Source organism: Fortiea contorta PCC 7126, assembly GCF_000332295.1.
GTDB lineage: Bacteria > Cyanobacteriota > Cyanobacteriia > Cyanobacteriales > Nostocaceae > Fortiea > Fortiea contorta.
This window is the reverse complement of the sequence record NZ_KB235930.1, coordinates 3,967,088-3,987,986: the sequence shown is the minus strand read 5'-3', so window position 1 is coordinate 3,987,986 and position 20,899 is coordinate 3,967,088. Positions and strand designations below refer to the sequence as shown.

The 20,899-nt window shown below is 39.1% G+C and carries 22 protein-coding genes and 2 pseudogenes; 18 read left to right on the top strand and 6 right to left on the bottom strand.

Going from position 1 to position 20,899, the window contains the following annotated elements:
- Positions 1-13: 13 nt before the first annotated feature.
- From asnB to MIC7126_RS0118495, 9 genes and pseudogenes are all read left to right on the top strand, one after another.
- Entirely contained in the window at positions 14-1,810 is a 1,797-nt protein-coding gene (gene asnB, locus MIC7126_RS0118535; RefSeq protein ID WP_017654666.1) for an asparagine synthase (glutamine-hydrolyzing), read from the top strand.
- Complete coding sequence (locus MIC7126_RS0118530; protein WP_017654665.1) at positions 1,807-3,006, top strand: glycosyltransferase; 1,200 nt, start codon at positions 1,807-1,809, stop codon at positions 3,004-3,006. Before asnB ends, MIC7126_RS0118530 begins: the two co-directional genes overlap by 4 nt.
- Before the next feature lie 59 nt (positions 3,007-3,065).
- Complete coding sequence (locus MIC7126_RS0118525) at positions 3,066-4,286, top strand: glycosyltransferase (RefSeq protein ID WP_017654664.1); 1,221 nt, start codon at positions 3,066-3,068, stop codon at positions 4,284-4,286.
- A 132-nt stretch (positions 4,287-4,418) separates the two neighbouring features.
- Positions 4,419-4,514 (top strand): annotated as a pseudogene (locus MIC7126_RS32015) (glycosyltransferase family 2 protein); the annotation flags it as partial.
- Positions 4,515-4,622: 108 nt separating this feature from the next.
- Positions 4,623-5,765, top strand: a pseudogene (locus MIC7126_RS27880) (IS4 family transposase).
- On the top strand, positions 5,753-6,466 hold the full coding sequence (locus MIC7126_RS27875) for a glycosyltransferase family 2 protein (protein ID WP_051050399.1): 714 nt from the start codon (positions 5,753-5,755) through the stop codon (positions 6,464-6,466). Before MIC7126_RS27880 ends, MIC7126_RS27875 begins: the two are co-directional and overlap by 13 nt.
- A 132-nt stretch (positions 6,467-6,598) precedes the next feature.
- A complete protein-coding gene (locus tag MIC7126_RS0118505) occupies positions 6,599-7,195 on the top strand; it encodes a YdcF family protein (RefSeq protein WP_017654659.1) in 597 nt (198 codons plus the stop codon).
- Positions 7,182-7,736 carry a WcaF family extracellular polysaccharide biosynthesis acetyltransferase gene (locus MIC7126_RS0118500; RefSeq protein ID WP_017654658.1) on the top strand — a complete coding sequence of 185 codons (555 nt, stop codon included), beginning with the start codon at positions 7,182-7,184 and terminating at the stop codon, positions 7,734-7,736. Before MIC7126_RS0118505 ends, MIC7126_RS0118500 begins: the two co-directional genes overlap by 14 nt.
- A gap of 347 nt (positions 7,737-8,083) precedes the next feature.
- On the top strand, positions 8,084-8,575 hold the full coding sequence (locus MIC7126_RS0118495) for a hypothetical protein (RefSeq protein WP_017654657.1): 492 nt from the start codon (positions 8,084-8,086) through the stop codon (positions 8,573-8,575).
- 89 nt (positions 8,576-8,664) lie between these two features.
- Here the strand turns inward: MIC7126_RS0118495 and MIC7126_RS0118490 are convergent, their stop codons facing one another.
- From MIC7126_RS0118490 to MIC7126_RS0118480, 3 genes are all read right to left on the bottom strand, one after another.
- Entirely contained in the window at positions 8,665-8,958 is a 294-nt protein-coding gene (locus MIC7126_RS0118490) for a TMEM165/GDT1 family protein (protein ID WP_026100363.1), read from the bottom strand.
- Between the two features lie 37 nt (positions 8,959-8,995).
- A complete protein-coding gene (locus MIC7126_RS0118485) occupies positions 8,996-9,385 on the bottom strand; it encodes a TMEM165/GDT1 family protein (RefSeq protein ID WP_017654655.1) in 390 nt (129 codons plus the stop codon).
- 113 nt (positions 9,386-9,498) lie between these two features.
- Complete coding sequence (locus tag MIC7126_RS0118480) at positions 9,499-9,849, bottom strand: YkgJ family cysteine cluster protein (RefSeq protein WP_017654654.1); 351 nt, start codon at positions 9,847-9,849, stop codon at positions 9,499-9,501.
- A 194-nt stretch (positions 9,850-10,043) separates the two neighbouring features.
- Between MIC7126_RS0118480 and psb30 the strand changes: the two genes are divergently transcribed.
- Positions 10,044-10,166 carry a photosystem II reaction center protein Ycf12/Psb30 gene (gene psb30, locus MIC7126_RS0118475; RefSeq protein ID WP_017654653.1) on the top strand — a complete coding sequence of 41 codons (123 nt, stop codon included), beginning with the start codon at positions 10,044-10,046 and terminating at the stop codon, positions 10,164-10,166.
- A gap of 265 nt (positions 10,167-10,431) precedes the next feature.
- On the opposite strand, the gene recJ is transcribed toward psb30, so the two are convergent.
- Entirely contained in the window at positions 10,432-12,516 is a 2,085-nt protein-coding gene (recJ, locus tag MIC7126_RS0118465; protein ID WP_017654651.1) for a single-stranded-DNA-specific exonuclease RecJ, read from the bottom strand.
- An 82-nt stretch (positions 12,517-12,598) separates the two neighbouring features.
- Positions 12,599-13,015 carry a hypothetical protein gene (locus MIC7126_RS0118460; RefSeq protein ID WP_017654650.1) on the bottom strand — a complete coding sequence of 139 codons (417 nt, stop codon included), beginning with the start codon at positions 13,013-13,015 and terminating at the stop codon, positions 12,599-12,601.
- A gap of 264 nt (positions 13,016-13,279) precedes the next feature.
- On the opposite strand from MIC7126_RS0118460, the gene MIC7126_RS0118455 reads away from it, so the two are divergent.
- The 4 genes from MIC7126_RS0118455 (at position 13,280) to MIC7126_RS0118435 (ending at position 16,232) form a co-directional block, all read left to right on the top strand.
- Positions 13,280-13,861 (top strand): hypothetical protein, encoded by a 582-nt coding sequence (locus tag MIC7126_RS0118455; protein ID WP_017654649.1) that lies wholly within the window; start codon positions 13,280-13,282, stop codon positions 13,859-13,861.
- A gap of 49 nt (positions 13,862-13,910) precedes the next feature.
- A complete protein-coding gene (locus MIC7126_RS0118450) occupies positions 13,911-14,732 on the top strand; it encodes an alpha/beta hydrolase (protein WP_017654648.1) in 822 nt (273 codons plus the stop codon).
- A gap of 55 nt (positions 14,733-14,787) precedes the next feature.
- On the top strand, positions 14,788-15,288 hold the full coding sequence (locus tag MIC7126_RS0118445; protein ID WP_017654647.1) for a hypothetical protein: 501 nt from the start codon (positions 14,788-14,790) through the stop codon (positions 15,286-15,288).
- Between the two features lie 380 nt (positions 15,289-15,668).
- Positions 15,669-16,232, top strand: coding sequence for a Uma2 family endonuclease (locus MIC7126_RS0118435; protein ID WP_017654645.1), 564 nt, complete (start codon positions 15,669-15,671; stop codon positions 16,230-16,232).
- Between the two features lie 56 nt (positions 16,233-16,288).
- Here MIC7126_RS0118435 and sbcD read toward each other — a convergent pair whose 3' ends face one another.
- Positions 16,289-17,542 carry an exonuclease subunit SbcD gene (gene sbcD / locus MIC7126_RS0118430; RefSeq protein WP_017654644.1) on the bottom strand — a complete coding sequence of 418 codons (1,254 nt, stop codon included), beginning with the start codon at positions 17,540-17,542 and terminating at the stop codon, positions 16,289-16,291.
- A gap of 464 nt (positions 17,543-18,006) precedes the next feature.
- Here sbcD and MIC7126_RS0118415 point away from each other — a divergent pair, with 464 nt between their 5' ends.
- The 4 genes from MIC7126_RS0118415 to MIC7126_RS0118400 are packed head-to-tail and all read left to right on the top strand — an operon-like array spanning position 18,007 to position 20,613.
- Positions 18,007-18,309: a TrkA C-terminal domain-containing protein gene (locus tag MIC7126_RS0118415; RefSeq protein ID WP_017654641.1), complete on the top strand. Its 303-nt coding sequence runs from the start codon at positions 18,007-18,009 to the stop codon at positions 18,307-18,309.
- Between the two features lie 26 nt (positions 18,310-18,335).
- Entirely contained in the window at positions 18,336-18,860 is a 525-nt protein-coding gene (locus MIC7126_RS0118410) for a pentapeptide repeat-containing protein (protein WP_026100362.1), read from the top strand.
- Between the two features lie 12 nt (positions 18,861-18,872).
- Complete coding sequence (locus MIC7126_RS0118405) at positions 18,873-19,112, top strand: DUF7219 family protein (RefSeq protein WP_017654639.1); 240 nt, start codon at positions 18,873-18,875, stop codon at positions 19,110-19,112.
- 40 nt (positions 19,113-19,152) lie between these two features.
- Positions 19,153-20,613 carry a hypothetical protein gene (locus tag MIC7126_RS0118400; RefSeq protein ID WP_017654638.1) on the top strand — a complete coding sequence of 487 codons (1,461 nt, stop codon included), beginning with the start codon at positions 19,153-19,155 and terminating at the stop codon, positions 20,611-20,613.
- The last annotated feature ends 286 nt before the right edge of the window (positions 20,614-20,899 follow it).

Below are 20,899 nucleotides of genomic sequence, written 5' to 3'. Positions count from 1 at the left end.
ATTTTCTGAAATTATGTGTGGTATAGCTGGAATTCTCACAGTTAATCATTACCAAGACAGCTTAGAAAAGATCATTCAGCGGATGCAACCTGCTTTAAAACATCGCGGCCCTGATGATGCAGGTATCTATGTTTCTCCAGAAAGAAAAGTAGCTTTCGCTCATACCCGTTTAGCAATTCTTGACCTGAGTAGTGCGGGACATCAACCCATGTCTACTGCTAACGGTCGATATTGGATTACTTTCAATGGTGAAATTTATAACTTTCAGAAACTGCGACAAGATTTGATTTCTCAAGGCGAGCAATTTAATTCTCAAACAGACACAGAAGTTATTCTTAAACTTTATCAGAAATACGGTTCTGATTGTGTTAATTACTTACGCGGAATGTTTGCTTTCGCTATTTGGGATAATTGGGAACAAACTTGTTTTTTAGCTCGTGATCCTTTAGGAATTAAACCACTTTATTATTGGCAATCTGGGACAAATTTAGTATTTGCTTCAGAATTGAGAGCTATTATCGCCTCTGGTTTACCAGCGCTTAATTTGAGTTTAGAAGGATTATATGGCTATCTAGTTAGCGGTTCAGTTCCCGAACCTCATACCTTAATTAATGGAATTAATTGTCTACCTGCTGGACATTGGTTATCTTGGCAAGCTGACGGTATCACTAAAAAACAATACTGGCAAATCAAATTTGAACCACAAGATATTTCTCTTTTAGAAGCTCAAGAAATAGCACGAGCAGCTTTAGTTGATTCGATTAAACATCATTTTGTTAGTGATGTACCTGTGGGGATTTTTCTCAGTGGTGGTATTGACTCAACTGCAGTTTTAGCTTTAGCAAAGCAGACGCAAAATCAGCAGTTATCTACATACTCAATCGCCTTTGAAGAATCACAATTTAACGAAGGGGATATCGCTCAGGAAACTGCTAAGTTATTCGACACTAAACATACAGAATACAAAATAACTGCAGCCTCTGCTAAAGATTTATTACTGCAGTTTTTCACGGCTATTGACCAACCAAGTATTGACGGTTTTAATACTTTTTGTGTATCTAAAGTAGCTCATGATAGCGGTATCAAAGTAGTTCTTTCTGGGTTAGGTGGAGACGAAGTTTTTGGGGGATATAAATCGTTTCAGAAAGTGCTCCAAATGCTAGCATGGGCGAAAAAATTACACACCTTTCCTTTTGTGAGTACTGCTATAGGTACGGGGTTATCCCAGTGGAGTAGTTCACCACAAATGAAGCGCTTGGGCGACTTTTTGCAGCAAAATCCTAGCACACACTCTGCTTATAGTAGTTTTCGGGGTATTTATTCTCATCAAGAAGCTAGTCAAATTATCCAACAATATCTTGGTGAAAAGCCTTCTGCTAAATTGTCTCTCCCTACGGCTGAAATTGGTAATTTTCCAACTCCAGAAGATGAGGTGAGCTTTCTAGAACTTAGTTGTTATATGCGTAATCAACTATTACGAGATAGTGACGTAATGAGTATGAATTGGGGATTAGAATTGCGAGTTCCTTTTGTTGATACCGGGTTGCTTACAGCCGTTGCACCAATTCCTAGTCATATCCGTTTAGCTGTTGGTAAAAAGTTATTAACTCAAGCAGTTGCCGAGTTACCTGATGCGGTGGTCAAACGTCCCAAAAAAGGTTTTTCTTTCCCGTTTGAACAGTGGATGTCTAATGAATTTGGTGATTACTTTAATCATATTAATCTGCCTAATAATATACCTCTTAAACCTTGGTATCGTCGCTGGAGTATAGCAATTTTTCAACACTGGTGGGAGAGAGTTTCAGCATGAAAGTTTTACATGTAATCCCTTCTATTGCAACTGTGCGGGGTGGCCCTAGTCAAGCTGTTGTAGAAATGGTGAAAGCACTACGAGAGCGTAGTATAGAGGTAGAAATAGCCACAACAAATGATAATGGGCCGGAACTATTGGATGTCCCTGTGGGAAGATGCGTTAGATATCAAAATCTACCAGTATGGTTTTTCCCCCGCTTTTCACCACCCATTCATACTCTGCGAGAATTTGCATTTTCTAGCGATTTAACAACATGGCTATGGCAAAATATTCGCCAATATGATTTGCTACATATCCATGCAATATTTTCGTATCCATCGACTGTAGCAATGGCGATCGCTCGCTTACAAAAAGTACCTTATATTGTCCGTCCCCTGGGACAATTATGTGAATGGTCTTTGCAACAAAGCGCTAAAAGAAAGCAGATTTATCTACAGCTAATTGAACAAAAAAACCTTAATTATAGTCAATTTATTCATTTCACATCTGAACAAGAACAGCAAGAAGCTTCGCAGTTAAATCTCCGCTCTCCCAGTTTTGTTTTACCCCACGGTTTAGTGATTCCAGCGCGGATCAGTAATGCGCGTCAACGCCTGCGTCAACATTTTAATTTACCAGCAGATGAACCAATTATTTTATTTTTATCTCGCGTTCATCCCAAAAAAGGTCTTGATTATCTCATAAAAGCTTTAGCAAAACTTTCCCATCACCGCTTTACTTTTATCTTAGCGGGTAGTGGAACTGCTGATTATGAATTGGAAGTTCAATCTTTATTATCATCTCATCATCTACAACATCGCACTCAAGTGACAGGATTTGTCCAAGGGGAAATCAAAGATTTATTACTCCAGGGTGCTGATTTATTTACTCTTACTTCTTATTCTGAGAACTTTGGGGTGGCTGTTTTAGAAGCTTTAGCTGTCGGTTTACCTGTGCTGCTTACCCCTGGTGTCGCTTTGGCTGATTTAGTAGATAAGCAGCAACTTGGTTGTGTTACCAAACTTGATGTTGATGCTATTTCTGATGCTATTGAGTGGTTTTTAACCCATCCAGTTGAAGCTAAATTGATGGGCGATCGCGCTCGTCAACTTATTATTGAACAATACTCTTGGGCGCAAATTGCTACCAAAATGTCCGCAGTTTATATAGATATTATTCAAAGTCAATCTTTAGTAGCTCTCAAGCATTCGTGAACAACATATCACCGCTGGAATCTAACAACTTTTCAACATCGGTGGTAAATAACTTCAGCATGAAAGTTTTGCACGTAATTCCCTCTGTAGCAACTGTGCGGGGTGGCCCTAGTCAGGTCATCTTAGAGGAGGTGAAAGCACTGCGAGATTGTAGTGTAGAAGTAGAAATAGCCACAACAAATGATAATGGGACGGAATTATTGGATGTCCCTGTGGGAAAACGCATTAAATATGAAGATATTCCAGTATGGTTTTTTCCCCGCTTTTCACCACCCATTCATCCCCTGCGAGAATTTGCATTTTCTAGCGATTTAACAACATGGCTATGGCAAAATATTCGCCAATATGATTTGCTACATATCCATGCAATATTTTCGTATCCATCGACTGTCGCAATGGCGATCGCTCGCTTACAAAAAGTACCTTATATTGTCCGTCCCCTGGGACAATTATGTGAATGGTCTTTGCAACAAAGCGCTAAAAGAAAGCAGATTTATCTACAGCTAATTGAACAAAAAAACCTTAATTATAGTCAATTTATTCATTTCACATCTGAACAAGAACAGCAAGAAGCTTCGCAGTTAAATCTCCGCTCTCCCAGTTTTGTTTTACCCCACGGTTTAGTGATTCCAGCGCGGATCAGTAATGCGCGTCAACGCCTGCGTCAACATTTTAATTTACCAGCAGATGAACCAATTATTTTATTTTTATCTCGCGTTCATCCCAAAAAAGGTCTTGATTATCTCATAAAAGCTTTAGCAAAACTTTCCCATCACCGCTTTACTTTTATCTTAGCGGGTAGTGGAACTGCTGATTATGAATTGGAAGTTCAATCTTTATTATCATCTCATCATCTACAACATCGCACTCAAGTGACAGGATTTGTCCAAGGGGAAATCAAAGATTTATTACTCCAGGGTGCTGATTTATTTACTCTTACTTCTTATTCGGAAAGCTTTGGGGTGGCTGTTTTAGAAGCTTTAGCTGTCGGTTTACCTGTGCTGCTTACCCCTGGTGTCGCTTTGGCTGATTTCGTAGAGAAACAGCAACTTGGTTGTGTTACTAAACTTGATGTCGATGCTATTTCTGATGCTATTGAGGATATTTTAACTCATCCAGTTGAAGCTAAATTTATGAGCGATCGCGCTCGTCAACTTATTTATGAACAATACTCTTGGGACGAAATAGCTGCACAAATGGCACGGGTTTATGCAAGTATTATTCATCAACAACCTTTTCCTGATTTCCATGAACAAATATCAAAAATCAGTATTTTTTGAATTTATAATTTTATGATACTCATCTAAAAAAGTTGAATACAGTTAATCAAGTTATTTTAGTTGTTGTATTTATTGTAAAATTAAATATCAGTCTTATATTTTATCTCAATAATCTGCTTTCATAACTTAGCAATGATAGAAAAAATTACTCCTCTAATTCTTACTTATAACGAAGCTCCAAATATCAAGAGAACCCTTGAGCATCTCGGTTGGGCAAAGACTATTATTACTGGAGGGGAGACGAAACAGCCTAAAAAGCTTGGTGTATAAGATGGGTAGCGTTTTGTGATAGAAAAAGGTAGGTCTAGTTTTGTCAATAAGACCTACTTAATGATAATGTTAGCTATATTGTACCAAAAGCACTTAAAAAGTCAATTGAGTTTAGCAGAATATCTGTTGCTAAAAATTTTGATACATCTGTTGCAGTCAATCAAAGAAGTAACTTTAGAAAAATTAGCGAATGCGCTACCTTTGGGAATTAAATTTGAAAGCAGAAGAAAAAGAATACAAAGATTTTTATCTATTACCAAATCTCACAATTGAAAAAGTTTGGTTGCCAATTATTCAAGAACTAATAGCAAACTACTTCCAGAATGAAAAATTATTTATATAGCAATTGATAGGACTAATTGGAGTCGGATAAACTTATTAATGGTCAGCGTGATTTGGGATAAAAGAGCCATACCAATATATTTTAGTTTGCTGCCCAAATTAGGTAGTAGTAATCTCACGGAACAGCAGAAAATATTATCGCCAGTTATAGCAATATTGAAAGATTATAAAATCTGTGTGTTGGGGGATAGAGAATTTTGCTCGGTAAAACTAGCAAAGTACCTTCAGAGCAAGGATGTATATTTTTGTTTGCGATTGAAAAAGAATGAATTTGTAGAAATTAAACAAGATATGTTTATGGAGTTAAGCAGTTTAGGATTAACTCCTGGAGTATCTTTTTTTATCAAGGGAGTTAAGGTAACAAAGACTCAGGGTTTTATCAGTTTTAATGTGGCTGGTAAGTGGCAACGTAAAATTAACGGAGTAGCACCCAAAGAAGCATGGTTTATTTTAACAAATTTTGACACCCTAGAGTCAGCAATTGCTGCTTACAAAAAGCGATTTGATATTGAAGAAATGTTTAGAGATTTCAAAACAGGTGGCTATAACTTAGAAAACACTAATGTTCAAGGTGAACGTTTTATTTCTCTAGTTTTGTTGATAGCGATCGCTTACACCTCTGCAACAATTAATGGTCAACTTATTAAACGCAAAGGAATCCAAAAATATATAGCTCGGATTAAAGAAAGGAGTCGTTCTCAACGGAGACACAGTAGTTTTTATATCGGCTTATATGGTCAAACATGGGTACATTTCAAGGATAGCTGTATTGATTTAGTCACACAATTAATGAGAATTAATCGTAATAAGTGGAAGCATTATCAACAAGGTTTAAGAGCCATGAAGCTTATTGAATCTATATTGTAGCTTATTTCGTCTCCCCTTCAGCTATTATTATTATTGATAGTTATAGTACAGATGAAACTTTACAAATTTTGTCTGATTATCCTCAAGTTCAATTATTTAAGAGAAAATTTGATACTCATGCTACCCAATGGAACTACGGTTTAGAACAAGTTCAATCTGATTGGGTTCTTTCTCTAGATGCTGATTATATAGTTACAGATGAACTGGTAGCTGAAATTAAAGAACTTCCTCTAAACTCCTCTATTAATGGCTATTTTGCTCAATTTAAATATTGCGTATTTGGCAAACCTCTAAGAAATACTATACTTCCTCGGCGTCAAGTATTATTCCGTAAATCAAAAGCTATTTATATTGATGATGGTCATACACAACTGCTAGAGATTCACGGTGAACATAGCCAACTTTCTGCTTATATTCACCACGACGATCGCAAACCCTTAAGTCGCTGGTTATGGGCGCAGGATCGTTATATGGTAATCGAGACTAAGAAGTTACTCGCTACCCCAACAAATGAACTTAATTTGGGCGATCGCATTCGCAAACAAAAAATTCTTGCGCCTCTAATTATATTATTTTATTGTCTTATTCTTAAAGGTGGTATTCTCGATGGTTGGCACGGATGGTATTATGCACTGCAGCGAGTATTGGCAGAAATTCTGCTAGGAATTCATCTTATTGAAGCTGAAAAACTTAAAAAATAGCCATCAAAATTACACCTCTTGATCGCCTGACAATTCATCAGCCGAAATCACCAATGGCAAATTCCTTGCGGATAAAGTTATTATGCAATGGATATCTGTTGTATCGTAACTTATTAAAAATTGATTTTGCTTATGAAACCCCGCCATAACCGCAAAACAAAATATGTAATTTTGTCCATCGCTGCTCTCATCTTGGCAATATTCAGCTTTATACCTATTCGCATAGCGATCGCTTCTTTTCAAGCTCCCTACCCTCAAGCGTTTTTGACTCTGGGTGGTGAACCAAAAAGAGAAGAATATACCGCCGAACTCGCTAAATATTATCCTGCTTTAGACGTCTGGATTTCCAGCGGTTCACCCGCTAAAGAAATCCTCGCCACCTTTAAAAATGCAGATATCCCCAGGAGTCGCTTACACTTAGATTATCGCGCTGCTGACACTGTAACTAATTTTACCAGTCTCGTTGGGGATTTTGAACAACGGGGAATTAAGCACGTCTACCTAATTACATCAGATTTTCACATGCCCAGAGCCAAAGCTATCGGTACCTTAGTCTTAGGCAGTCAAGGTATCATTTTTACTCCTCTTACTGTCCCTACTGACGAACCCAAAGAATCTCTAGTCCGGATCGTGCGTGATGCTGGTCGCTCTTTGTTATGGATCGTCTCAGGTCGTACTGGAGCTAGCCTCCACCCTCGTTTTAACAACCCAACTTATGCGTCTAGATAATTATACCCTTGGCAGTTACACCCCCGGCGCACCGCAGTGGCAACAAGTCTTATGGTACTTTTTTGGTTCGCCTTTAGTTGAGAGTCATTTGCTACCAATTTCCATATTCAAGGTTTGGATACTGAGGATTTTTGGAGCAAAAATTGGTCAACAAGTCCGCATTAAACCCGGTGTGCGGGTGAAGTTTCCTTGGCGTTTGACTGTTGGTGATTGTGTGTGGATTGGCGAAGACGCTTGGATTGATAACTTAGCCCCTGTAGAAATTGAAAGTCATGTTTGCTTGTCGCAAGGTGTTTATCTTTGCACGGGTAATCATGACTGGAATCATCCTGATTTTAAACTCATGCCTGCCCCAATTCATATCCAAGAGAGTAGTTGGATTGCTGCTAAGTCAGTGATTGGCCCCGGTGTCACTATCGGTCGCGGCGCAGTGCTAACCTTGGGTGGGGTGACTGGACGCTCTTTAGAAGAGATGGTGATCTATGCAGGTAATCCCGCTCAACCTATCAAGAAGCGAAAGTATACAAGCAGTTCGCTTTGATTTGTGAACTTGTTTGCGTAGACAGGGAACAGGGAGTAAAAGGGTAGTGAGTTTTTTTAAAAATCAAATATGATTACTATACAAACTGATATTAATTTGTAATTAAGAATTGGTATTAAACTGGTAAAAAATATCGGTAAGTTATATTTGCAGATACAAAACTACATACATTTTGTTACTAATCTTTATGTCCTTAATTTTTTTTAATATTTATTATTAATCACTTTCAAAAAGTATAATTATTAGTTTTTTGAGGTGGTAAATACTTTGTAAAAGTTAATTGATATGTGTTGTCAAACTTACTCTTAAGGATACAAACTAAGAGTAGAACACAAGCAATTATTCTTATGAATGCTATTTCTAAGGTTGAATTCAAACAGCTAAATTGGCAACCCGTTATCCTTGGGACTTTGGGTTTTTGGCTAAGTGCTAGCTTCATTTTAGATTGGGTAATTATGCCTAGTCTTTATGTTTCTGGCATGATGACTCAAGCTAGTTTTACAACAGCAGGTTATGTGATTTTTTGGAATTTTAATCGCCTGGAGTTATTATCTGCGGCTGTAATCTTAACTGGGGTACTGGCTATCAATCAAGCGCGATCGCAGTGGAGTTTCCACAGTGTCGTTTTATCTGTGTTGCTATTAGCTGTAACTTTGGTTGATACCTATTTTTTAACTCCGCAAATGTGCGCTACAGGAGTTAATCTCAACTTGTTCGCAGCCGAAACCACAATCCCAGCCACAATGAATTTACTTCATGGTGGTTACTGGGCACTGGAAGCACTCAAGTTAGCTATGGGTGGTGTACTTTTAAATTGGTGTTGGCGTCAGCAAGCTTAAATCAGCAATCATACGACTGTATACATATCCCCATAATGAATTTAGAGACGTTGCTTTTGCTTCGTCTCTAGATTTATTTTGAGATAGGGCTATTCTATATTTTCTGATTCTGCATTATTAAACCACAGCAGACGTGCAGCCAAAATCGCAAACCCCACCGCAGCGATCGCTTTAAGTAACCGTGTTGGTAAAAACTCAGCCACCGCACCCCCAGCTAACGCACCCAACAAACTAGTTAATAGTAGCGCGCCTGCAGTGCCAAAAAACACAGCCTTGCGAGATTGACTGCGCCCAGAAAGAGCGATCGCTGCTAACTGACTCTTGTCGCCTAATTCTGATAAAAAAACCGTAATAAAGCTGATTCCTAAAAGATTCCAATCCATGTGATTAAGAAGAGATATGGAGAATAACAAATAACCGTTAACCTTTGACAACATCCCAAACCAGCATCACAGAGATTAACAGCAACATAACCCCTGCAGATTTTTCTACTACTTTGGGGCTGAGTTTACTAGATATCCAGCTTCCTAACAATACACCTAATAAGCTGGTAGTAATTAGTGCAGCCGCAGAGCCAATAAAAACCACCCAAGGTGCGTGAGATTCTGCACTCATTAACAAAGTGGATAGCTGAGTCTTGTCACCAATTTCCGCGAGAAAAATGGTAATGAAGGTAGTACCAAACACAACCGCTACTGATTCTGGTCGTTGGGGAGAATCGACAACTACAGGCTCGGTATTGGTTTGTTCTGGCTGGCTTTGAGTCTCAGCTACGGCTGATATAGTTATGGGTGCAGAGTCAAGTTTCACAGATTGTAATTTTCTCTCGATATTGTTTTCATATTTTTCTCATTTTCTCAGATTATTGTCATAAATTGCAACTTTCGAGAAAGAAAAGAAAGAAAAAACCTTCTCAAAGCATTTTACAGACCAACAGCGCGGTCAAAGCGAATCATTTCTAGAGAGCGATCGCCATAAACCCCTTCTATTTGCTGACGACAGCAGTCAATAGCAAAATCATCCAATTCCTCTGGCTCAATCTCATACATATCTTCAAATATTTCTGTTTCCACCCGACAGAACCGAGGACGATTTGCATAAATGCGACATTCTCGCGTGGTATGGTCGAAGTTAACGCACCATCCACCCTCACCAACCATACTCAGATACAGTTCTAATTCTGTGGGTGAAAGATACTCTTCTAAATCTGGGCGCTCCGCTGGATTCAGATTACAGCAGGCGCCACATTGCTTCACACATTGCCAAGTTGTCATGATTAGGGAATGGGGAATGGGGAATTGAGAAAACTCCTCTCTAACCCCTAGACTCTAACTCCTAACCCCTCATTTTATGTTTTTTCTTATAATTTTGTTAAGTAAATTAAATCTGAGAGTCCATCGCCGGATATGATCTATGGCGGGTTTGGCAACGAAACTTATTGAATTTTTTAAGACCATTGGGAGGAAACATGTTTGAAGCTTTAGCTAACATCAATTGGGAAGTGATTTTTCAACTACTCTTTATTGGGCTAATTGTGATTTCAGGCCCCATAGTAATTTTTGTGCTGGCATTTCGTAACGGCAACCTGTAAAATTACTGAGTTCTGAGTTTTGGGTGCTGGGTTGAGGAAAAACTCTGATTGAAGAAGAATTCAGAAGTCAGAATTCAGGAGCGGAGCCGGAGATGCTCCGCCTCGGGTCAGAATCAATCAGTCGGGAATTCAGACCGCGCAGGAATTGAAGACCACCAAATTGAAAATTTGGTGGGGGTGCAAAAACGCCGATTATACATCCGCCAGTTATACCCCAATTCATGCTGAATTCTGGCTCCTGACTCCTGAATTCTTTCTTGATAACTCATAACTCAGGACTCAGGATAGATAAAGCCTGAAGGGCGGCTTGGATGATGCAGTTATACTGCGGTTGAGAGACGTCAATTTTTTGAGCGTCTTCACGACTTTTGCCCAGCAAGCCCATTGTATCCCCAGGTTGCACAGCTAAAACTTTACCTTCAGAATTTTTAATTCTTAATTCAGATGAAACGCCCTGTGGGTAAATACCACAAGTGTAGTGGCGTTGTTGATACTCAAAACTAGTTCGCAGATTTGTTGATGGCGAGGTGAACAGTTGGTGAGACTGGGTTGGTAGTCTGACGCCGATTAACTCCATCTCAATGGTAGTGTTGCCATGAAAATGATTTTCTCGCAACTTGTAGGCGACATCCACCCGCGACGGTAGGGGGAAGTAGTCGCGCCAACGCCAAGCGATCGCTTTAATTTTATACTGTTGATCATTGATAGTTTGGGCGAGGGTAAGTTTGATATGACCTTTACCCACAATATTTTGCTCAACTATTTGCACATTCGGCGTCCAAAAAACCGGATCAGGATTTTCGATACCGCAGGGATGGAGAGTTTGCAGTTGCTGATACAGCTGGTGATTGATTTCACTAAAATTAGCTTGGGTATCAATTTTTAGTAAAGGCTTGAGGTGTTGGGGTTCCAGACATTGGTTAGCAAACTCAATCAAACGCGATCGCAATTGTGCTAAATTCGCTGCATTGAGAGAAAATCCTCCCGCTGCTTTGTGTCCGCCAAATTTACCCAACAAATCGTGACAAAATTCTAAAGCATCAAACACATTAAACTCAGGAATTCCCCGCGCCGAACCGCGAATATGTTCCCCATCTTCGTAAGTGCCAATAAACACAGGCACACCATAACGTTCTACTAAGCGAGAGGCGACAATACCGATGACGCCGTGATGCCAATTTGGCTGAATCACAACCAACACACGGTCTTGGGGTAGAGACATTAAATATAACGCCTCTACATAAGCGATCGCTTCTTGTTCAATTTCTTCGCACATTTGCTGACGCTGCTGGTTAATTTCCTCACACTGGCTTGCTCGTTCCAGTGCGATTTTCTCATCATCCGTAGTCAGCAACTCAATCACAACTTGCGGATCACCAATCCTACCAATAGCATTAATCCGCGGCCCCAATCGAAAACCGATATCCTCTGGTTTCAAAGTTTTGGAATTCTGACTTGGGGATTTTCTCTCCACCTCCCCATCTCCTTTAGTCTGCACCCCAGACATCTGAATCAAAGCTTGTACACCAGCTAGCTGTGATTTCGGGAGATACTGTAAACCACGTTTCACCCAACGACGATTCACACCAGTCAACGGCGCCAAATCGGCGATCGTTCCCAATGTGAACAGTGCTAACATCGGTTGAATTAAACCTTGAGTTTCCCCTAATTGTTGCGCGAGACAAACCGCTAGGATGTAAGCGACACCCACACCCGCGACACCGCGATAAGGTGAAGATTCATCTATCAATTTAGGGTTGAGAATGGCGTTAGCTGGGGGTAATTTTTGCGGAACGTCATGATGATCAGTGACAATCACCTTTAAACCCAATTCTCTCGCCCTAGCGATGGGTTCAAATGCAGAGATACCATTGTCTACAGTCAGAATTAAGCTCACCCCTTCACTGTAGAACTCTTCCACAATCCGTTGATTAATGCCATAGCCATCATGCATCCTGCTAGGAATAGCATAATCAACCACAGCGCCCAAACTGCGGAGACTACGTAATAATAAAGCAGTGCTAGTCATGCCATCAGCATCATAATCACCACAAATAGCAATCTTTTCTTGAGATGCGATCGCATTTACCAACAATTCCACACTCAGCGCCAAATCCGGGAACGCTTCCAAGGGTGGAGGTAAAATTAGAGATTCTGGATTTAAAAACCCTTGGGCTTGTTCTAAAGTTTCAATACCGCGATTAATTAATAATTGGCTGATAATCGGGGAAATATTAGTCGCAATTGCCAATTTTTGAGAAAATTCTGTTTGCTGCGCGTAAATTTGCCAGCGTTGATCAGGTAAACGCCCTTGGAGTCTAGCAGGTTTCACAAAAGCTTGGTCTAGCACAATCAGAGTTAAAAGTTAGGAGTCATCACATTTTTTTCCCAACTCATAACTAATAACTCAAACTGATCAAATTTGCTAGTTTTTAATAAACTTTTACTCTACCATCACCGAGGATATCGAGAGAGCGATCGCCTGGATTCACCTTACCACGTCGCAGTTCCACCCGTAACGTATTCAAATCTGGTCGAGAATAAATAGCTTGCAGTGGTAATCCCTTATCATCCCAAAATATCAGAGAAATATCCGACTGTTGGTCATTATCCAGTTGAAATTTCTCCCCAGGTTGGAGAAGAATAGGCTTAGTTGCTTGCAATTGCTCCAACTTCACCAAATTTGATGTAGTATTTATCACTTCTAAGCGGATGCGTTGACCCGGTGTAAATTGAATAGGACGCTCACCACACCGAGAAGCACAAGTACCAGCCATAGTGACGCTGGGGTAATTAGTCACAGCGATCGCCATAGCCGTTAAGTAAACAGCAGGAAATATTTTTAACATTTTATTTGGTATATGCACTTAACCCAAATCCTACTCCACTGGTATCTTGTCAAGCTTCAGCAGATTTCCCCGAATTGGATATGTGAATGGTAACTACATACCCAACCTTTCCAGGTGACTCATTTAAAAACTTGCAGTTTTCTGTATTCCACATCAGCATTTTCTGCAACTTATTGTTGATTAGCATTCTTTATAATCAGTTTTAGCGAGCAATAAAAACTTCGCAACATTACATCACTGTTTAACTAAAAGGAGTGCAAGAAGATGTCACAACTTGAGTCACTTGACCCTAGCGATATTAAGCGGAGAATTCTAGGTTCTTGGGAACTTCCCTCACACGAGGAGTATGCAGAAACAATCAATTTGTATGGGTCTCCTTCCAAGTTTACATATACCTGTTCTGCCACTTCTGTAAAAGAACGTATTCGCCAAATATTAGTTGGAGATGAAATTCATGGAAATTGGCATATCAGAACTAATCGCCGCAAAAGCTTAAGAGACTCATCTGCATCAGGATCAGTCAGAAGTTCAGTCAGTTTTAGTACTAACTGGTTAGCGCCTCGTGCTCAAACAGGAAAAGTTGATGCATCTATTCGGCTTGATGGTGATGATCTGGGTCCATTTTTAGTTCTTAACTTTACAGATATCACTAAGTCCATTCTTAATCTCAATCTTCTTGGAATACGTCTTGATGTGGCGAATTGGCTCAATAATTTTCGAGAAATAGCTGAGGATGACTATCTCAAAATTGTTTCTCTGAAAGATAATGACACTCGCTTAACTTTAAAAGGTAAGAGGGGAATACAAGTATGGCGAAGGTTTCAAGAATCAATGGGTGCTCAATAGAGAAGTTTTCATAAGGTTGTTATTGCTGATATTAAGAGATAGATAAGCAATGTGCAATATAATTAGACGATTCTTCATTTTCCCAGGCAGCGAATCTCAAGGTAAATATGATCAATTACCCTTACCTTATCAGGATTTTGTTATCGCAATCTCCACTGATGAAGGTCATCAAATTTCATTATTATATGGGGATGCGCTGCCTAATGATAATGACGACTCATTTTCTCAAGAGCCGTATTCACTGCTCTATTTCTACGGTAACGGAATGTGCTTACTCAATGCGACTTATGAGTTTGACTATTTCCGAAAACTTGGCTTGAATGTGACTATAAGCGAGTATATCGGCTTTGGTTTAAGTAGTGGCGTAGCTACAGAAGAAGGATGTCAACAAACTGCTAGAGCCGCCTATAAATATCTGACCAATGAAAAGGGAATTTCTTGTAGCCGAATTTTGGTAGCTGGATGGTCGTTAGGTGCTGCTGTAGCCACCTATTTAGCAAAAATGGTGGATGTAGCGGGACTAATATTATTAAGTCCATTTACCAATATTTATGATGAGGCATCACAGCTTTTCCCATTTATTCCTCAATCGATTTTTCCAAAATATTTGCTTGAAAGTGTTGTTTCTGATCAATTTGATAACTTGGGCAGAATCACTCATGTAAGATGTCCAATCTTTATTGCACATGGAACCTTGGACGATATTGTTCCATTTAATATGGGTGATACATTATGTAAGAAAGCAGAAGAAAGTGGAAAAAAGATAACCTTTTTTCCCATTGAAGATGCTAGACATAATGACATTTTTGAAGCTGGTGGAAAACGCTTGAGAAGAGAAATCAGACATTTTGTTTCTAGCTTATCTGACTGACTATAGATATGATTGCATTCGTCATTAACTTGTTAACTTGCGGAGAGTTGGAGATATGATTCGGACTTACATTTGGTTGCCAAGACTCAAATATGGTGGTTCAGTTGCAAGTTCTATTACTGGTTGGGGACATGCAGCAATTGAAATTATTGACGGTGTCTATATTAGCAAGTGGCCTAAACGCGAAGATACACCATTTGGTTACACTATGTGTTACGAAGAGGATCTTGATATCTGTGGTACAGAAGATGAAGTGATAGAAATCTCTAATCTCGACGAAAAAGCGATGACAGAATACTGGGAAAAGGCACGTAAGAAGGAATTTAACGATGTTTTTCATAATTGCTGCCGCGTTTCTGCAAAAACCCTTAATCATGGCTTTTACTGGAGTAATTTCAACAGTATAAGTACATATTTCAAACGCTTTGGAAGAACATACTCTAACTTGAGTGGCAGCACAATTCACGCTTACGGTGAATTTTTTAATCAAATAACAACCTGGACACCCTATACTGTTTCTGGACTAGCAAAGTACATCAAAAAAATAGTCGAATAAGTTTTGTGCTAGCAGTTGTTTAAAGTGCTTCTCAGAATCTAATTGATTAAATATTGAACTGAATAAAAGGAGAGTGGAAATGTCTCGACAACATACTCGATTAGTCAATCTTAGTACCGATCTAAAGCGTCTTCAAGATATGTCTTCACCATTTAAGAAACAGAAACTCAATCATAGTCCTTATACTGTAACGGCTGGCTATGGTAAATGTACTGCATGTAGTTGTCCTGGTTTCTCTGGCTCAGGATATACTTGTAATAGGGGTGGGTGTAAGCATCATTATGATCAGCATTGGTAATAGCGATCGCTCTGGCAATACACAGTTTCTCGGTAAGATAAAGATTAGACTTTGATTTAGCAGACTGGGAGGCAAAAATCAGATGGTACAAACACCATCGAAAATGCTGACATTAGAGGAGTTTCTGCAACTACCAGAAACCAAACCTCCCCATGAATACATTGATGGTCAAATTATCCCGAAACCCATGCCACAAGGGAAACACAGCGCAATTCAAGGAGAACTTGTCCCCACTATCAATCATATAGTCAAACCTCAACGGATTGCCCGTGCATTTCCTGAGTTGCGTTGTACATTTGGTGGTCGTTCCACTGTACCTGACATCGCAGTTTTTCTTTGGAGCAAAATTCCTCGTGAAGAAAATGGGGAAATTGCTAATACATTTTCCATCGCTCCAGATTGGACAATTGAAATTTTATCTCCCGATCAAAGCCAGACCAAAGTAACAAAAAATATTCTTCATTGTCTGAAGTATGGCGATCAAATGGGTTGGTTGATTGATCCGGCTGAACAAACTGTGTTTGTTTATCGTCCCAAACAAGAAACTGAAGTATTTGACGAGCCAGATGTGCTTGTACCCGTCCCATCATTTGTGAGTGAATTACACCTCACCATCAAAGATTTGTTTGCTTGGTTGCTAGATTAAATAGGCATATCCCAGATAAAGCGTCAAATCTACACAAGATTTTGCATTTCCCCTCTCTATTCTGGAGTTGCTCCCTCTAACCAAACTTCCACATCATCTGCTAGCAATTTCTGCGCTGCTTCCATCATTAATCCAGCAATGTCCTTGAGGTCTTCACGATTATTTAAGTAAGTTTTCAGCGCTTCCATAGGGTCAATGCTGTTGCTAGCGCTTAATTCAGGAATGCGGGGTCTGGCTAGTTGACTTAATAATTCTGGTTGAATAGTGTAGGTGTGAGCCGCACTCAAAACAGTGTGGAGTGAAGCATTATCAATTAAATCTAACTGTTCCGAGCGGAGTTTGTAGATTAAGCGTACCACTGCATCTTCAATATTATATTTAGCGATCGCTTTCAACAATGCTCCTTGCGGATCATCAGCTTTGGAGATATCCACCTCAATTGTGCGGAAAGTCCTCACAGGTAACGGACAAAATTCCCAATCCGCTCTACCCCGCTCCAATTCAATCATCACATAACCTTTGTCCTCCTTTTCTTCACTAAAATCGACTCGTTCAATACTTCCTGGATAAATCACCGGTGGGTCATTGGATTTATGCAAATTTTGGTGTTTATGCACATGTCCCAGCGCCACATAATCAAAACAAGGTCGTGTCAGCAAAGATAAAGGTAAAGTAAAACCTTTTCCCACCGCTAACAAGCGTTCCGCTCCCAAAGTTGCATTGTCAGCCATCAAGTGCGCTAACAACACAGTGGGGACATCAGGGTGAAGACGGCGGATTTCTGCTTCTAAAACCACTTGTAAGCGTTCAGTTAACAGTTGATTGACTTCTGCTAATGACGACTTCTCCGTTTCTTGGCGCGTCATCAAAGTTGAACGAGTCAGCCAAGGGAGAGTAATAACCTGCACCATACCATGACGAGTTTGGATGTGGTGAGTAGTTAGCCTATCTCCCACCACAAACCCCCGTACTCCCAAAGTGCGGTAAATATTCAGACTTGCGCCCCCTAAACCTTGGGAATGTTGGTCGTGATTCCCTACCAACAGCACCGTGGGAATGTCCGCATCTACCAGTCGGCGAAATTGGCTAGCGAAAGCTTCTTGGACATAAGGTGGTGGTGTCGCATCCGGGAAAGCATCCCCACCAAAAATCACCATATCCACCGTATCCGTCAGCGCTCGGTCAATGCATCTGGATAATGTATTGACAAAATCTTCTAGTCGTGTATTTAATCCTGTGACTGGGTTGATGCGTCCGTGAGTAAAGCCGCTTCCCATATGGATATCTGAAAGGTGCAGAATTTTGATCATAATTGGTTCTTGATTAATATCTTGTTTTTGGCTTTTTTTCGTATTTCTGCTGTGGTCAGGTTGAAAAAACTTTGGTCTTGTTCACTATTCACGCATCCATATATATATGAAAAACTTCACCCACGGTTCGGAGTTTCTCGTCCCTTTCAATGAATAGTTGAACAAAATTAAATTCATGGAGACAGGGAACGGGTAAAATTTCAACAGGTTTTACAGTCAGCAGTTCGGCCAGATCACTGTAACACATGCCTAACTGCTCAGTGCATCGCCGGGAACAAAAAGACGACCTGTATAATTAATTATATCTAAATACTTATATCTGCAAATATAGTTATTTTAGCATTAAAAATAAACGTATATATTGATAAACACATATACCTGCAACCAATTAAAAATATACTATTCGATACATAAACTTTTTCAGAACTTCACTGCACAATAAAATAAACCACAGAGGAATTGAAATGTATAAGAATTACTTTTTTGAACCTAAAATTTTTACTGAACCGAGCCTAGTTAGCGTTTTTGTCCAACCGAATAGTGTCTATTGTGGTATCAATTTAGCAGAAATTAGTTTACCTGATAAATGTAGTTTACTAGGAATTACTAGAAACGGCAATTTCATTTCCTGCAAAGATAATCCTACCATACGTTATGGAGATTACGTTTTAGCAGTAGCTATGAGTCCTATGATGACTCCCACTCTCAAAGTTACTCTCAAAAAAATTCATCCTCTTTATTCTACACCCGACAAATGTTTATTATGAATTAGAGTTAGTTGGAAAATCTATCGATGCTTAGCTGTTTACGTCCCCTCATCTTCTTAATGTTCCCTCTAACTCCTTATCTAATTCTTCAAGGTAATCAGTTTCAGCAAGAACATACTGTTCAACAGCTTTTAAGAACAAAAAAATGTTTCGGCTGCAATTTAGCAGGCGTTAATTTAGCAGGAGTCAATTTAGCAAAAGTTGATCTACGTTCAAGCAACCTGCAAGGAGCTAACCTCAAAAATACTAATTTAAGATACGCCAATTTAGAATGGTCAGACCTCCGTTCTGCCAATTTACAAGGTGCAGATTTAACCGGAGCTAACCTAAAAAATACTTTATTAGTCGATGCTAATTTACAACAGGCAAATTTAGAAAACTCTAACTGGGAAAGAGCCGGTTTCAGAAATGCTAACTTCAGTTATGCAAATCTTGTCAATGCCTCAAAATTGAACAATATTGAGAATAGTAATTCTGTGATTCTCTGCCAAACCATACTACCAAATGGTATGACATCAAGTCGTTGTAATGAACATACATTGAAAATTTAAAGTTTAAAATTTATGATTCAATCCAACCTCAGTGATAAAAGTCAGTTTCTCTATCCTCGTAGTTGCTATCACGGTCAAGTTACACCAAAGAATTTAGTGTTTAATGCTAACCTCCAAGAATTTTCTCAAAAAGTTAGTTATATCACTGGTTTACAAACAGGTGGAAAACTTTCACCTGAAGAAGCTTATAGTCAAATTCGCAACCTTTGGAAACAGTTAAAACACAGCAAACAAAACCTAAAAATTGATTAATCTCATTCACAAACTTATGTGAGAAATTAGAACACATTTTATGAAACAGAAAGAGACAATCTTTGTTATTCCCACCCATCGACTCAGAGATGTAGCACAGACAATCGAAAAGTATGATGATAATTTCTGGGCCAACGGACATGCTTTAAAAATTATCATTTTTGACGATTCTAGCCTTGCTAACTATGAAAAATATTACCCACTTCTAGAGGAGACTAAGACAGCCAATGATGTGTTTTATGTCGGGCCTCGTGAAAAAGAGCAATTTATTACCTTCTTAAACGAAAGACTGCGCGATCGCAAACTAGAATCACTGGTTAAGAACTTATTTCGACCTAGTTACGGAGGTAATCGCAACTTTACACTGATGTATACTCTCGGACATTTAATGGTTAGTGCAGATGATGATATGCGACCTGATGCACTAATCGAAACCAGTCGAGAGTCTTTATTAGCAAATGAAATATGTCGAGGTAAATTGATCAAATCCAACCAAGAAAGTGGTTTTGTCCATAAATCTTTTGATTTACTCACTGCTTTTGAGGATGTTCTTGGTGAAAAAGTCAGCAATGTACCGGAGAATTTTGAGACTGGAGAATTAGTTGTTGATACAGCAATGGACTTAGAAACTAACACGACAAAAGGTTACTTTCGAGAAAATAGTCTTTTGTTGCAAAAAGGTGAGGTATCTGATAATGCTGTAGTCAAGATTAGCCAGACATTCCGTACAGGAACTAATGATATTGATACACTTGATTTTGTGCATATGTATCTCAACGACGAAAGTCAAATTAATCCAAATGACCTCAATGATTTTTATATTCTCACTAATTTTAGACCAGTAATTACTAATAAAAACTGGAGAATGGATTGTGGTGTTGCTGGATATGATAATCAGCTAGGTTTACCACCATTTTTCCCTACTCGACTCAGGTTTGAAGATTATATTTACAGGCTTTGGATACAGCAAGAAGGTGTTGTGGCTGCACATGTTGATGCTGTGCAAAACCATATTCGGAATAATTACATGCGTAATCCTCTCGCCAGTGAAATTTTTAATGAAGAAATCTGTAGCCTGCTGAAAAAGAAGATTAAGGACAGTGTTTATGAGCTTAACGATCTGGGTATCAAATTCCATTACTCTGGCGAAGTTACTTTACAGGATTCTGAGGAAATTTTAGAAAAAATCTCTGCTATCCATGCTGAAGTAGTCAAAGCATCGTTATCTACACAAAATACAGAACGTAAATATTCTCTGCAATTATTTGCTGCAAACCTATCGAGAGTATTTTATGGATTTGAACCCGACTTTTTTCAGCAAAATGTCTCCAGAATTATTGATGATGTCATTAGCCAATTTCACGCATCTCTAGAAATATGGCCAACTCTGGTTGAAATTTGTTACTTTTACAAAGATAAAAAAGACTTACCACAAATCAGGGTCGAGAATAAAAAACTGAAGTCTAGAAACGGGGTAAAAGCTAGTGGAATAGTCGCATAAATGAGCTTGTTAGCTAAGTAGCTGAAAGTTTTTATTTCTCATGCTACACATGGCTAGTGTCGAAGTGAACCCAAGGGGTAAGGTTCCTGGCTTCCGAGGTCTCTAATAGTAACTTAATCAACTTTTTTAGTAGGTTTAAGTCTATCCAAGGATAGATTTAAATCTACTACCAAGGACGGAAATTAAGATTGACCCTACTATCGTACAGACAAAAGATTGGTTTCTTGTATTGTTTGTTACAGAAATACTCCGATGATTAATATGCATAAAGTTAATGATGTTTATG

Coding starts and splice junctions, on each gene's coding strand:
- asnB (WP_017654666.1), top strand. CDS start 14: ATGTGTGGTATAGCTGGAATTCTCACAGTTAATCATTACCAAGACAGC.
- MIC7126_RS0118530 (WP_017654665.1), top strand. CDS start 1,807: ATGAAAGTTTTACATGTAATCCCTTCTATTGCAACTGTGCGGGGTGGC.
- MIC7126_RS0118525 (WP_017654664.1), top strand. CDS start 3,066: ATGAAAGTTTTGCACGTAATTCCCTCTGTAGCAACTGTGCGGGGTGGC.
- MIC7126_RS0118505 (WP_017654659.1), top strand. CDS start 6,599: ATGAAACCCCGCCATAACCGCAAAACAAAATATGTAATTTTGTCCATC.
- MIC7126_RS0118500 (WP_017654658.1), top strand. CDS start 7,182: ATGCGTCTAGATAATTATACCCTTGGCAGTTACACCCCCGGCGCACCG.
- MIC7126_RS0118495 (WP_017654657.1), top strand. CDS start 8,084: ATGAATGCTATTTCTAAGGTTGAATTCAAACAGCTAAATTGGCAACCC.
- MIC7126_RS0118490 (WP_026100363.1), bottom strand. CDS start 8,958: ATGGATTGGAATCTTTTAGGAATCAGCTTTATTACGGTTTTTTTATCA.
- MIC7126_RS0118480 (WP_017654654.1), bottom strand. CDS start 9,849: ATGACAACTTGGCAATGTGTGAAGCAATGTGGCGCCTGCTGTAATCTG.
- psb30 (WP_017654653.1), top strand. CDS start 10,044: ATGTTTGAAGCTTTAGCTAACATCAATTGGGAAGTGATTTTTCAACTA.
- MIC7126_RS0118460 (WP_017654650.1), bottom strand. CDS start 13,015: ATGTTAAAAATATTTCCTGCTGTTTACTTAACGGCTATGGCGATCGCT.
- MIC7126_RS0118455 (WP_017654649.1), top strand. CDS start 13,280: ATGTCACAACTTGAGTCACTTGACCCTAGCGATATTAAGCGGAGAATT.
- MIC7126_RS0118450 (WP_017654648.1), top strand. CDS start 13,911: ATGTGCAATATAATTAGACGATTCTTCATTTTCCCAGGCAGCGAATCT.
- MIC7126_RS0118445 (WP_017654647.1), top strand. CDS start 14,788: ATGATTCGGACTTACATTTGGTTGCCAAGACTCAAATATGGTGGTTCA.
- MIC7126_RS0118435 (WP_017654645.1), top strand. CDS start 15,669: ATGGTACAAACACCATCGAAAATGCTGACATTAGAGGAGTTTCTGCAA.
- sbcD (WP_017654644.1), bottom strand. CDS start 17,542: ATGATCAAAATTCTGCACCTTTCAGATATCCATATGGGAAGCGGCTTT.
- MIC7126_RS0118415 (WP_017654641.1), top strand. CDS start 18,007: ATGTATAAGAATTACTTTTTTGAACCTAAAATTTTTACTGAACCGAGC.
- MIC7126_RS0118410 (WP_026100362.1), top strand. CDS start 18,336: ATGCTTAGCTGTTTACGTCCCCTCATCTTCTTAATGTTCCCTCTAACT.
- MIC7126_RS0118405 (WP_017654639.1), top strand. CDS start 18,873: ATGATTCAATCCAACCTCAGTGATAAAAGTCAGTTTCTCTATCCTCGT.
- MIC7126_RS0118400 (WP_017654638.1), top strand. CDS start 19,153: ATGAAACAGAAAGAGACAATCTTTGTTATTCCCACCCATCGACTCAGA.